Below are 12911 nucleotides of genomic sequence, written 5' to 3'. Positions count from 1 at the left end.
ACCTACTTAGCTCAGTAATATTCAATTATAATAGATATAGTAGAAGGACGCCTTATGATTAAGGCGTCCTTTTTTAGTCTTCAATATATGGAATTAGATATTCGTACTTTGTACCTTTTAATTCATCTTTAGGGATAAATCGTAAAGATGATCCATTGATACAGTAGCGAAGAGAGCCATTAGGACCATCTTCAAATACATGACCTAAATGAGCATTACCGATGCGGCTACGAACTTCTATGCGATTCATACCATGTGAGTTATCTTGGTAATACTTGATAACATCTTTAGCTATTGGTTTAGTAAAGCTAGGCCAGCCACAATGAGAATCGAATTTATGGGCTGATACAAATAGTGGCTCTCCAGTGGTGATATCTACATAGAGACCCGCTTTAAACTCATCTGTTAGTTCATGGCTGAAAGGCGCATCTGTAGCAGAGTTTTGAGTTACTTCAAATTCTTGTGGCGCTAAAGCCTTTAAATCTTCCTGGGAAGGTTTAGCATATGCATTATCATCGATGAGTGGTTCATCAGATAGACCCAATGGAATGTGACAATAGCCATTAGGATTTTTGTCTAAGTAATCTTGATGGTATTCCTCAGCAGAGTAGTAGTTCTCTAAAGGTAATACTTCGATAGCAAATGGTTTGCCTTCAAAGGCTTGAGCACGTGCTAAGGTACTTTCAATAACGGCTTTATCGGTTGGATCAGTATAATAAATACCCGTACGATATTGAATGCCTACGTCACCACCTTGTTTATTGACACTAAAGGGATCAATAGCACGTAGAAAATATTGAATTAAGTGATCTAAAGATAGTATATCAGCATCGTAAATGACCTTGAGCGCTTCTACGTGCCCACTGTTGTGGCATACATCTTCATAACTTGGATTTTCTGTAGGACCATTGGCATAGCCTACTTCGGTAGAAAGGACACCGGAGATCTTTCTGATATACCCTTGAAGGCCCCAGAAGCAACCACCGCCTAAATATATAGTATGTTCATTCATTTAATCACCCCAAACTTCATGAGCTATTTCTTTGACTAATGCGAGTTTAGCCCATTGTTCTTCTTCGGTCAATTGATTGCCGATTTCACAGGATGCAAAGCCACATTGAGGGGATAAGCAAAGTCTTTCAAGTGGAATATATTTTGTTGCTTCTTTGATACGTTCTTTGATGACTTCTTTATCTTCTAACTCAGGGCGTTTAGATGTGATAAGGCCTAATACAACTTTCTTATTAGGAGAAACTTCACGCAATGGCTCAAAACCTCCAGAGCGATCATCATCAAATTCTAAGTAATAAGCGTCTACATTTTCTTTAGCAAATAGAATAGGTGCAATAGGTTCGTATCCACCACTAGCGGCCCATGTAGAGTTATAGTTACCACGACATACATGTGTAGTAAATGCTAAATCTTTAGGACGACCTTCGAGTGCCAAGTTATTCAAACGTAAATATTTAGCAGTTTCTCCTTCAATGGTTACACTTTTATCCTTTTGACGACCTGTCCAATAAGCATGGTCACAACACATACCCCAAGTACAATCATCAAATTGAATATTGCGGCAACCTGCATCGTAGAGGTCTTTAATTACTTGGCGATAAGCGGCAGCAATATCTTGAATCAATTCTTCTAAATCTGGATAGAAGGAACGTGTTGTAATACCATTGTCTTCACGGAATAACTCTGCCAAAAACTGAGAGGGAGCAGGAATCGTTTGACGCGCCGTAGTATTTTCGTCTTCAAATTGTTTTACAAATTTGAAATGTTCAACGAATGGGTGGTTTGTTCCCGTAATTTTGCCAGTAAGGGCGAGGGAACCTGGCGCTGTTTCTTGACCGACGAATTTGTAACCGTGTTCAAGTTCAATTTCTTTTACGCCATTAAAGCCCCACATGAAGTCTAGATGCCAATAGGCACGACGGAATTCGCCATCTGTAATCACTGGTAGGCCAGCTGCTTTCTGTTTTTGAATGAGGTCTGTAATAAGACGATCTTCAACGGCTGTTAATTCTTCTCGAGTAATATTTCCCTTATTAAAAGCTTCACGTGCTTCTTTTAATTCTGCTGGGCGTAGGAAGGAACCTACGATATCAAAGTGGAATGGTGCTGTATGTTTGGACATAATAATCCTCCTTATATAAACGATTAAACCGATAATTTTGATAGGTTAATTATAGCTAAGTATGATTATATATAAAAATATCAATATGTTTAAGTTGTGTATAGTTTAAAGTTATGTCTATGAGTGATTTTATGCTTTAAGTTATACCCAAGAAGGCACTCTCTAAAATAGAGAGTGCCTTCTTTATGGATTATCTGATACATCTAAATTGAACAATAGTGTTGTATCGCTCTATAAATAATATGATATATAATTATTTTTTGTTTTCCGGTAATTGAATATGTCTACCGTAATTACTAACGTATTGTTCTAGGGCGTGGATATATTCTTGACCTAAACGGCTACGTTGCATTTTATTATTAGTAATGTAGCCAATGTGCATTAAACCTTCTTCGGCAAGTGGAACAGAAATGATATTTTCACCATTTACCTCTTTATCGATTACACCACTAGATACAGTGTATCCATCAAGGCCAAGTAATAGGCTAAATAAAGATGCTCTATCGCGAACACGGATATGTTTTGGGCGCACTACGGTACTGAAGATTTCTTCAGAGAAGTAGAAGGAGTTGTGATCGCCTTGCTCAAAGGAAATATATGGATATTCCTCTAATTCGTCCATAGAGACTACCTCTTTATGGGCTAATGGATGCGTTTTACCAATAAAGATATGAGGATGGGCCGTAAATAATTCAGTAAAGGTTAATTCGTTAGTATGAATTAATTTTTCTAATACAGGACGGTTGAAATCATTATAATAGAGCAAACCAATTTCACTCTTCATATGAGCTACGTCATCGATAATTTCATAGGTTTGTGTTTCTCGTAAGGATACATCATATTGATCGATTTCAGCGCCTTTTAAAAGCTCTACAAAGGCATTGACTGCAAAGGAGTAATGTTGAGTAGACACAGAAAATTGTTTTTTACCACCGCTTTGGCTCTTATATTGCTCCTCTAAAAGGGCTGCTTGTTCTAACACTTGGCGCGCATAGCCGAGAAAGCGTTCCCCTTCTTTAGATACGGTAATTCCTTTATTAGTACGATCGAAAATGGTAATACCCATTTCTTTCTCTAGTTCTTTAATAGCCTTGGTGAGACTCGGTTGAGACACAAATAATCTCTTGGCTGCCTCACTAATACTGCCTATATTGGCAATTGTTGTGACATACTTTAATTGTTGTAAGGTCATAATTGGCCTCCTTTTATATATTACACTATTAATACTACTCGATTATAAGTATTTAAGCAATGTTATATATATGTTACAATGTATTAATAAAATAAAAGGGGGATATATGTTAAAACAAGTCATTGTCGTAGAAGGAAAATCTGATATACAACGTATCGCTCAAGCTGTAGATGCTGATTGCATTGCTACAGAAGGATTTACCCTCAGAAGAGGTGTTATCGATATGATTCGCGTTGCCTATGAGAAACGTGGCATTATTATATTAACTGATCCTGATACAGCAGGGGAGCGAATCCGACGCGTTTTAACTAAAAAATTCCCTAATGCACAACATGCTTTTGTGCCTCGTGACGAAGCGTTTGCAAATGATGATATTGGCATAGAACAAGCCTCTCCTGAGTCAATCAGAAAGGCTTTATCTACATTACACGTAGAGTCTTTAGAATCATCCAACGAATTTACTATGGTGGACTTAGTGCGTCACGGACTGTCTGGTATGCCTGATAGTGCAGCTCGTCGAGCGGTTATTGGTGCTAAATTAGGTATTGGATACGGTAATGGAAAGCAATTTTTATACCGTTTAAATCATTATGGTATAACCCGAGATGCTTATGAAGAGGCAGTAAATTGTTAAAATAGGAGTTAAGATGTTAGAATCAGTAATTGCAAGCCCAGAGGTTGTGCATTATATATGTAAGCGCTTTGATATTAAAATGAGCAAAAAGCTAGGACAAAACTTCCTTATTAAGCGAGGTATAGTCGATGAAATTGTACATGCTGCGGAATTAACCGTGGGAGAACCTGTTCTAGAGGTCGGCCCTGGTATTGGTACCTTGACACAAGGTTTAGCTCAAAGTGGGGCAGATGTAACGGCTATCGAGCTAGATCGTCGCTTATTGGAGGTACTAGATACGACATTGGCATCTTATGACAATGTACGTATCATTCATGGTGATGTGTTAAAGCTTGATGTGCCAACGATTATGAATCATAAACCATTTAAAGTGGTTGCCAATTTGCCATACTATATTACAACACCTATTATTATGTCTTTGTTGGAAAGTAAACTACCTATTGAACGTCTAGTTGTGATGGTGCAAAAAGAGGTGGCCTTACGGATGATAGCAAAGCCCGGTACAAAGGACTATGGCGCATTATCTGTTGCTGTTCAGTATTATACGGAACCAGATATTGTTCTTGATGTACCGCCTAAATCTTTCTTGCCAGCTCCAGCGGTGACAAGTTCTGTTATCCGTTGCGTATTGCGTGATAAACCACCTGTAGATGTGATTGATGAGAAACTATTTTTTCGCGTTGTGAAAGCTGGTTTTGCGCAACGCCGTAAAACATTCTCTAATACGATGAAGACAACGGGTTTAACAAGAGATAGAATTGAAGAGTTATTAGCAAAAGCAAATATTGATGGTCAACGAAGAGGTGAGACCTTTACACTTCAAGAATTTGCCGATGTAGCCAACGCATGGGCAGCTTTAATCAAATAGTATAATACATAAAGAGCTTATTGGACTGATAAAATATCATTCCAGTAAGCTCTTTTTCATGAAAAAAGGACCCGAATGGGTCCTTTTTAGTTAGTAAAGAATGCCAGCCATGGTTGTAATGAGGAAAGCATTCGCAAAGTCAATTAAGAATGCACCTACTAAGGAAACTACGAGCCAAGCACGAGGAGATGGGCCGTGTTTACTTGCTAAGGATAACATGTTAACTAATGCGTTTGGTGTAGCACCTAATCCGAAACCGATAGCTCCGGCACCAAGCATAACTGCATCGTAGTTGCGACCAAAGAGGAAGTAAATAAGGTATGCAAATACACAGATAAGTGCCATTTGTACAACTAAGATTGTAATGAGTGGTAAAGCAAGATCAATTAATTGAACTAATTTCAAGCTGTTGATAGCCATTGTTACGAATAAGGATAATGCTACATTAGATACTGCATCAAGAGCTGCATCGTTGATTTTGTATGCTTTAGTAAAATCACCAAAGTTACGAATTACTGCTGCACAAATCATAGCGCCAATATATGCAGGTAGTGGAGTAAGAACAGATAATCCAGCACTTACGATGGTACCGATGCCTAATGCAAGGCCAATCCACATACAAATTGTTAAAAGATCTTGAGAGTTGAACTGTTTGCCACCACTTTCAACGTGATCTTCGATCATATCGATGCCTTCATCCTCCATTAGCTCAGGATTTTCATAAGGGGTTTTAACTTTATGCATTTTAATAATGCGTTCACCTACAGGCGCACCGAGGATTGTACCAGCTACCATGCCAAATGTTGCAGCTGCAACTGCTGCGGAAGCGGTACCAGGGATACCAAGTAATTGTTCGTAATATGGACCGAAGGCACCAGCTGTACCAAGGCCACCAATCATAGATACAGAACCAGCCATGATGCCAATAATTGGCTCAATTCCTAATGCTTTAGCAATCATAATACCTGCAGTATTTTGTACTACAATCCACACTGCACATGCTAAGAAGAAGAAAATAATGAAGATACCACCCTTTTTGAGGACTTTTAAGGATGCCATTAAACCGATAGTGGTAAAGAAGGCAAGCATTAGAAATGTTTGCAAGGAACCTTCAAAGGTAATGTTTAAGATTTTATAATAAGACAAAATAGCAGTTAAAAATGCAAATGGAAGAGCGCCTACGGCTGGTGCAGGCATACACATACGTTGTAAGAACTTGGAATGCTTATTGATCCAAGTACCGATGAATAAGGTAATTACAGCAAGACCTACAGTTTGAATCATGGACAGTTTTAAGGTCCATACATTGTTGACTAGGGCTAAGTCAATAAGTGGCATAAAATCACTCCTTTAAAATAAAAAATAAAACTGAATTTTATGGTATCATGAATGGTCAAAAAATACTATAGAATATATAACGTATAAAAAGTTTACATTTTTATCTTTAAACACTCATAATAACACAAAAAAACAATAATATTAATAAAGCTATTTTTATGATTATACATATAAATATAGAAAAGTAATAGTATATATTACTTATGTACATAATCATACTATATGTATTCGACTTAAATCTGTGATTTTCCTTCTTGTTATAAAAAAATAAACTGGAATATATTTTTTATATTTATAATTATATAAAATATACTCCAGTTTTAAAATTTAATATTTTTATGTTATTTCGTAAGGCTCTAAATTATAAATGCGATAAATTCGTTCTATAAATGCATGTTAAGATATAACTAAAATATATATACCTAGCAATAAGCTAATTAGAAGTTATAGCTCATGGTGTAATTTAGGGGTTGTTAAGAATGTTACATCCGGATTACGCTCTTGAACCCAACCCATTTGCCATTCGTTAGAGATAAGAACTACGGTGCGATCCCGATTATCTTTTACAATCATCGCATTATCTATACCTTTTAAGGCTGCAATATCAACTTCGCCATCAATCCAACGGGCTACACCATATGGCAATGTATGATTTAATAAATCAACGCCATATTCATTTTTGAGGCGGTACTCAAGAACTTCAAATTGAAGCATACCTACGGCACCGACCACGAAGGAATCAAGGGCACCTGGTTGTTCAAAGATTTGAACAGCCCCTTCTTGAGCCAATTGAGTCATACCCTTTTGGAATTGCTTACGTTTCATAGTATCTTTTGGGGATACACGAGCAAAAAACTCAGGAGGGAAGACAGGGAAGTCGCCAAAGGTTACTTTATGCTTTTGTGCACAAAGCGTATCTCCTACGCCCATAGTACCGGCATCAAAGACACCAATAATATCGCCAGGGTATGCATCTTCTACGATGGTACGTTCCGTAGCCAAAAATTGTTGAGGCTGAGATAGGCGGATTGTTTTATTAGATTGGCGATGTAATACAGACATACCTTTTTCGAATTTACCAGAGCAGATACGCATAAATACGATACGGTCATGATGATTAGGATCCATATTTGCTTGAATTTTGAATACTAGAGCAGAGAAGTCTTCGCTAGTAGGCTGTACCATTTCCTCTACCGCTTGTCGTGGAGCAGGGGATGGAGCTAGTTCTAAGAATTTTTCTAAGAATGGTTTTACCCCAAAGTTCGTCATAGCAGAACCGAAAAACATAGGCGTTAATTCACCAGCACGAACCTTATCAAAATCGAATGGATCGCCAGCAACATCGAGCAACTCAATATCGTCAAGCAATGCTTGGTATACATCGTCACCTAATAACTCTTTCATACGAGGATCCGTTAATGCCCCTTTTTCGGATGCAAGTTTTTCTTGACCATGAGTTTCGTCTTTTGCAAAGAGCTCTATAGTTTCGTGTTCTCTATCGTATACGCCTTTGTATTCGCCATTAATACCGATAGGCCAGTTCATAGGACACGTACGAATACCGAGAACATTTTCGATTTCTTCCATTAGATCGAATGGGCTGCGACCGAAATGGTCAATTTTGTTTACAAATGTAAAAATAGGAATACCGCGTTCTTTTGATACAGCAAATAGCTTCTTTGTTTGGGCCTCTACGCCTTTTGCTACGTCAATAAGCATGACAGCACTATCAGCAGCCATCAATGTACGGTATGTATCTTCAGAGAAGTCTTGGTGACCAGGAGTATCAAGGATGTTTACGCGACAACCATCGTAGTCAAATTGCAATACGGAACTCGTTACAGAGATACCACGTTGTTTCTCGATTTCCATCCAGTCGGATACGGCGTGTTTTGCAGTTTTACGAGACTTTACGGAGCCTGCTAAGTGAATAGCACCACCATATAATAGTAATTTTTCCGTTAATGTTGTTTTACCCGCATCCGGGTGAGATATGATTGCAAACGTACGACGACGTTGTACCTCTTCTAAAAATGTCATGATTCACCTCTATTAATATGTTGTGAAAGCAGATAAATCTTTAGGCTCTACTTTCACAGTCTATATATCGTAAAAATTATACATGATTTTTCTAGTTATGACCACTAAATTGTAGTATAATGAGATTTCATAGAACGGCTTGGGGTTGGCCGTTATCTTCAGGTTAAGGAGGGGAACCATGCGGTTATTTATTGCAGAAAAGCCATCCATGGCTCGCGAAATCAGTAAATGCTTACCAGAAAATAAGAATATCGAAAAGCGGAATGGCTATTTTATCCAGGGTGACGATGTGGTGACCTGGGTAGTAGGTCATGTACTGCATCAGGCTGAGCCCGGAGATTACGATGATAAATATATCCGTTGGCGTCCTCAAGATTTGCCTATCGTGCCAGCTGAGTGGAAATTGCTTGTCACAGATAGCAGCCGTCAACAGTTTGAGATTGTAAAAGACCTTATCGACAAAGCTGATGTCATCGTCAACGCAGGTGACCCGGATCGGGAAGGGCAACTCTTAGTTGATGAAGTTTTGTACTATGTAGGTAATACAAAACCAGTACAGCGTATTCTATTAAATGCCCTCGATGAAAAATCCATTCGTTCTGCACTTGATGATTTGAGAGATAACAAGGACTTTCACAATCTATATCAATCTGCATTGGCAAGAGCACGGGCAGACTGGCTCATTGGGATGAATTTATCTCGGGCATATACATTATCTGAACGTTATAAAGGTAATAAGGTAACATTGCCAATTGGTCGTGTAAAGACACCAACGTTAGCTCTTGTTGTACGTAGAGAACGAGAATTAGCTGCATTTAAACCAGTAGACTATTTTACTGTAAAGGTATTATATAACCATCCTAATGGGGTGTTTTGGGCCACTTGGCAGCCTACAGACGAACAAAAGGGGCTTGACCCAGATGGACGACTCATTAATAAAGCTATTGCTGATGAATTAGTAGAACGTTTACAAGCTGGACCAGACGGTTTTATTAAAGGTGTTACAAAGTCTAAGAAAAAAGATGTACAACGATTGCCTTTATCCTTATCATCCTTACAAGTATTGGCAGGTAAAGCCTTTTCTTATGATCCACAGACTGTACTTGATACAGCGCAAAAATTATACGAAAAGAAATTAACTACCTATCCACGTTCTGATTGTGAATATTTACCACCCAATCAATATGATGATCGCAATGCAATCCTCAACAATCTACAAAATGCAGGTGATGAGAGATTAGCACAGTGGGCTGCCGATGCAGATCGTTCTATTAAGAGCCGTGCTTGGAATGAAAAGAAAATTACCGCCCATCATGCTATTATTCCTACAACGGTGGCTTGCAATATAAATAGTTTGTCCCAAGAGGAGCGAAATATTTATTCCCTCATCAGTCAAGCTTATATTGCTCAATTTTATGGGGAGCATATTTACGAGCAAACTAAAATTGTAGTAGAACAATGTAAGGAAGAGTTTGTAGCTAATGGTCGTGTAGTTATCGAAGAAGGATGGAAATTGCTTTATAAACGACATAAGTCTAAATCTACGACGGACAATGACGAGCCCGATCTAACCGATGAGCGTGGGGCTGAATCAGACCCTAAAAAAGAGATTATTGAAGAAACGGACCACTTGCCAGCAGTTAAAAAGAACGATACTGTTTTATATACGGATTCTTCTGTAGAGGCTAAACAAACAAAGCCACCATCCCGTTTTACGCCCTCCACATTACTACAAGCGATGAAGGAAATTCATAAATTCGTAAAAAATGAAGATTTGAAAAAACAATTAAAGGCTGTATCTGGTATTGGTACAGAAGCAACGCGGGCAAACATAATTGATGAGCTTATCAGTCGAGGCTTTATGAAAACGTCAGGGAAGAAGCAAGTCTTATCTCCAACGGAAACGGGATATCTCTTAGTAGATGCTCTGCCAGAAGAGCTGCTTTATCCTGATGAAACAGCTGTTTGGGAAGAACGCTTAGCACTTATGAGCGAAGGAGCGGATACGTTAGATTCCTTCTTAGCGGATCAAATTAAGTTTTTACAATTATTAATTGATAAACTTGATTTTGATAAAGTAATAAACTCTGATCAAATGATGCCAAATGTGGTACGAACTATAACGAGTCAAAATCGTAAGCGCCCTATGGATAGTGAAAGCGTAGACTTGTCTTCCTTACCTGTATGTCCTAAGTGTAAAAAGGGCCGTTTGCAACAGCGGAATGGTAAATTTGGTGCCTTTTTAGGCTGTACAAATTATCCTACTTGTAAACATACTCAGCCAGTAGAAGGGGATGTTTCTAGTATTGAAGATAATATTGAAGTATCTGATGAAGATAAACAATATAAATGCCCTAGATGTAAAGTAGGTTACTTTGTGAAACAAGAGGTGAGAGGTCGAACAAACTGGATTTGTAGTAATCGATCTCAATGTAAGACCCAATGTTCTGATGTAGATGGGGTACCGAGTATTTATGTTAACAAATCTAACATTACTTAGAAATGATTATTTTTATTGTAAATAATAAAAAGACGCGCACAGCTAAGCTGTACGCGTCTTTTTTGTTTAAAACTGCTTTTGTAGAAGAAAAATTTCTTCATTTAGTTTAGGATATTAAGCTGAATTTTATCTGCGTTTGCCACGACGCCCAGTCTGAGACGTAGACGCGCGGCGTTGGCGTGTATTTGAGCCTTTGTGACCTCGTGCCTTGTGAGCTTTAGCCTTAGTTGATTGGTAAGTGCTTGTAACCTTAGGTTTACTAGCTGATTTTGTGCGTTTCGGAGCAGTACTGGCGTTGCCCTTAGTCTTAATCTGACCATCTTTTGTATATTTTGTAAGCGTAGCTTGAATAGCTCGTTCAATACGTCTTAACCAAGCCTCATCCTGTGGAGTTGCAAATGTTACAGCAATACCTGAGTTACCAGCACGACCTGTACGTCCAATTCGATGGATATAGTAATCTACATCGTGAGGTACGTCGTAATTATATACATGTGTGATACCTTCAATGTCGATACCGCGAGCCGCAATATCGGTAGCTACTAAGATTTGTGTTTTCGCTTTTGCAAAGTCTCGTAGAATTTGTGTGCGACGACCTTGTGTCAAGTCACCGTGCATTTCTGCAATATTAAGCCCTGCTGCGGTTAACTCGTAGGATAAACGAATGGCACCTTCCCGTTTATTACAGAATACAATTGCTAAGAATGGATTGTCATCTTCAATCATTTTGATGAGACGTTGTGTTTTTTCTTCAGGATTCATCATATACACTCGTTGATCAATTGATTCGAGCGTGATATGTTTGCCTTCTGCTGTTACAGAAATAGGTTTAGACATGTATGCCTTTGCGAGATTTCGGATTTTATCTGGAATTGTTGCAGAGAATAGCAACAGTTGCCTATTAGCGTCTGTTTGGCTAATGAGATTTTCAATATCTGGTAAGAAACCCATATGCAACATTTGGTCTGCTTCGTCTAGTACAACACGGCGAATACAATCTAAATGTAGGGAACCGCGTTTTGCGTGATCTAATAATCGACCAGGTGTACCTAGAATAACTTGAGGACGACGTCCCAGTTGCTGTAGTTGGGCTTCAATAGTTTTACCACCGATGAGAGGGAGGATATCTACATTTAAAATAGAACCTAGTTCCTTCGCTTCGTCGGAAATTTGTTTAATTAGTTCCCGTGTAGGTGCAATGATAAGCACTTGTTCTTGATGAACATCAGTATGTACACGTTGTAAAATTGGCAGTAAGAAGGCTAGTGTCTTCCCCGTGCCTGTTTGAGCTTTTGCTATGACATCATTCCCTTTAAAGACGACAGGAATGGATTGTTCTTGAATTGGCGTGGGCTCCTTGATACCTTGTTTTTGTAGGGCTATGATGAGCTCATCACAAACACCTAAAGATTTAAAAGATTTCATGGATTGTCCTTTCTATAATACATATTATATTAATTATACAGTATGCACATACTAGGGGCAAATGAATTGAACTTGGAAGATTTATAGTCTTAATATATTCTAGACTCAAAAAAATATTATAGTACTTTCGAATATATTTTTTTGATAATATATAGAAAAATATTGATATAATTAAGTGAAATGAGAAATGAAAACATTAAAATAACTACATTTAAACTATTTATAAACTGTTAATTGAGAATGTGTTAGCATTTGTAAATGATAATCTTTGTAGTGTTTATTGATTACTGTATCTAAATATATAGCCATGAAATATTAAATTTCAGCTAGTATTCAGTATTTTATTAGATAATCATATAAATAATCTCATATTAAATATGATAATAAAATATAGATATGAGATAAAAATAAACCATAAAAATGATAATAATTGTTGAAATTAATGCTTGATTTGATATAATAATTTAAGATATTAATACGCATTATTATTTTGTGTGGTTAATATGAGGTTGTTAGGTACAATAATTAGGAGGTGTCGTATGGCTATCAAAAAGTTGAAAGACATGAAGCCAGGTGAGTCTGGTCTTATTGTTGCACTACATGGCAGTGGCAATGTTAAGCATCGTCTAATCGACATGGGTCTCGTACATGGTACAAAAATCCATGTTATGAAGTTTGCCCCTTTGGGTGATCCGGTGGAAGTCAAAGTAAAAAACTTTGAATTAGCACTTCGTACAAGTGAAGCTGGCATGATTGATGTAGATGTTCAATAGGAGGTTC

General features: G+C 37.8%; 10 protein-coding genes. 4 read left to right on the top strand and 6 right to left on the bottom strand.

All coding sequences use genetic code 11. From position 1 onward, the window contains the following. Positions 1-73: 73 nt before the first annotated feature. The 3 genes from msrB to PK1910_RS04115 all read right to left on the bottom strand — a co-directional run bounded on the left by msrB (position 74) and on the right by PK1910_RS04115 (position 3326). Complete coding sequence (gene msrB, locus PK1910_RS04125) at positions 74-1012, bottom strand: peptide-methionine (R)-S-oxide reductase MsrB (RefSeq protein ID WP_058948407.1); 939 nt, start codon at positions 1010-1012, stop codon at positions 74-76. Further along, positions 1013-2134 (bottom strand): 5-methyltetrahydropteroyltriglutamate--homocysteine S-methyltransferase, encoded by a 1122-nt coding sequence (locus PK1910_RS04120; protein WP_058948408.1) that lies wholly within the window; start codon positions 2132-2134, stop codon positions 1013-1015. Positions 2135-2387: 253 nt separating this feature from the next. Continuing rightward, complete coding sequence (locus PK1910_RS04115) at positions 2388-3326, bottom strand: LysR family transcriptional regulator (protein ID WP_004697127.1); 939 nt, start codon at positions 3324-3326, stop codon at positions 2388-2390. A gap of 106 nt (positions 3327-3432) precedes the next feature. Between PK1910_RS04115 and rnmV the strand changes: the two genes are divergently transcribed. Together rnmV and rsmA are read left to right on the top strand one after the other, a co-directional pair. Beyond that, entirely contained in the window at positions 3433-3960 is a 528-nt protein-coding gene (gene rnmV / locus PK1910_RS04110) for a ribonuclease M5 (RefSeq protein WP_004697202.1), read from the top strand. 13 nt (positions 3961-3973) lie between these two features. Further along, positions 3974-4828: a 16S rRNA (adenine(1518)-N(6)/adenine(1519)-N(6))-dimethyltransferase RsmA gene (gene rsmA / locus PK1910_RS04105; protein ID WP_004697159.1), complete on the top strand. Its 855-nt coding sequence runs from the start codon at positions 3974-3976 to the stop codon at positions 4826-4828. A 90-nt stretch (positions 4829-4918) separates the two neighbouring features. Here the strand turns inward: rsmA and PK1910_RS04100 are convergent, their stop codons facing one another. Next, the gene (locus PK1910_RS04100; protein ID WP_058948409.1) at positions 4919-6166 is read right to left on the bottom strand and encodes a sodium/glutamate symporter; all 1248 of its coding nucleotides are present in this window, start codon (positions 6164-6166) and stop codon (positions 4919-4921) included. Positions 6167-6610: 444 nt separating this feature from the next. Beyond that, a complete protein-coding gene (locus PK1910_RS04095; protein WP_058948410.1) occupies positions 6611-8206 on the bottom strand; it encodes a peptide chain release factor 3 in 1596 nt (531 codons plus the stop codon). A gap of 178 nt (positions 8207-8384) precedes the next feature. On the opposite strand from PK1910_RS04095, the gene PK1910_RS04090 reads away from it, so the two are divergent. Continuing rightward, positions 8385-10706: a DNA topoisomerase 3 gene (locus tag PK1910_RS04090; RefSeq protein WP_058948411.1), complete on the top strand. Its 2322-nt coding sequence runs from the start codon at positions 8385-8387 to the stop codon at positions 10704-10706. Between the two features lie 126 nt (positions 10707-10832). Here PK1910_RS04090 and PK1910_RS04085 read toward each other — a convergent pair whose 3' ends face one another. After that, positions 10833-12131: a DEAD/DEAH box helicase gene (locus PK1910_RS04085; protein ID WP_004693294.1), complete on the bottom strand. Its 1299-nt coding sequence runs from the start codon at positions 12129-12131 to the stop codon at positions 10833-10835. Positions 12132-12670: 539 nt separating this feature from the next. Between PK1910_RS04085 and PK1910_RS04080 the strand changes: the two genes are divergently transcribed. After that, positions 12671-12904, top strand: a complete 234-nt coding sequence (locus PK1910_RS04080) for a FeoA family protein (protein ID WP_004693295.1) — start codon at positions 12671-12673, stop codon at positions 12902-12904. Positions 12905-12911 lie beyond the last annotated feature (7 nt).

Source organism: Veillonella parvula, from assembly GCF_036456085.1.
Classification (GTDB): domain Bacteria; phylum Bacillota; class Negativicutes; order Veillonellales; family Veillonellaceae; genus Veillonella; species Veillonella parvula_E.
Note: the sequence above shows the minus strand (reverse complement) of the source record. Positions and strands in the feature narration are given on the sequence as shown.

Coding starts and splice junctions, on each gene's coding strand:
- PK1910_RS04085 (WP_004693294.1), bottom strand. CDS start 12,131: ATGAAATCTTTTAAATCTTTAGGTGTTTGTGATGAGCTCATCATAGCC.
- rnmV (WP_004697202.1), top strand. CDS start 3,433: ATGTTAAAACAAGTCATTGTCGTAGAAGGAAAATCTGATATACAACGT.
- PK1910_RS04115 (WP_004697127.1), bottom strand. CDS start 3,326: ATGACCTTACAACAATTAAAGTATGTCACAACAATTGCCAATATAGGC.
- PK1910_RS04080 (WP_004693295.1), top strand. CDS start 12,671: ATGGCTATCAAAAAGTTGAAAGACATGAAGCCAGGTGAGTCTGGTCTT.
- PK1910_RS04095 (WP_058948410.1), bottom strand. CDS start 8,206: ATGACATTTTTAGAAGAGGTACAACGTCGTCGTACGTTTGCAATCATA.
- PK1910_RS04100 (WP_058948409.1), bottom strand. CDS start 6,166: ATGCCACTTATTGACTTAGCCCTAGTCAACAATGTATGGACCTTAAAA.
- rsmA (WP_004697159.1), top strand. CDS start 3,974: ATGTTAGAATCAGTAATTGCAAGCCCAGAGGTTGTGCATTATATATGT.
- msrB (WP_058948407.1), bottom strand. CDS start 1,012: ATGAATGAACATACTATATATTTAGGCGGTGGTTGCTTCTGGGGCCTT.
- PK1910_RS04090 (WP_058948411.1), top strand. CDS start 8,385: ATGCGGTTATTTATTGCAGAAAAGCCATCCATGGCTCGCGAAATCAGT.
- PK1910_RS04120 (WP_058948408.1), bottom strand. CDS start 2,134: ATGTCCAAACATACAGCACCATTCCACTTTGATATCGTAGGTTCCTTC.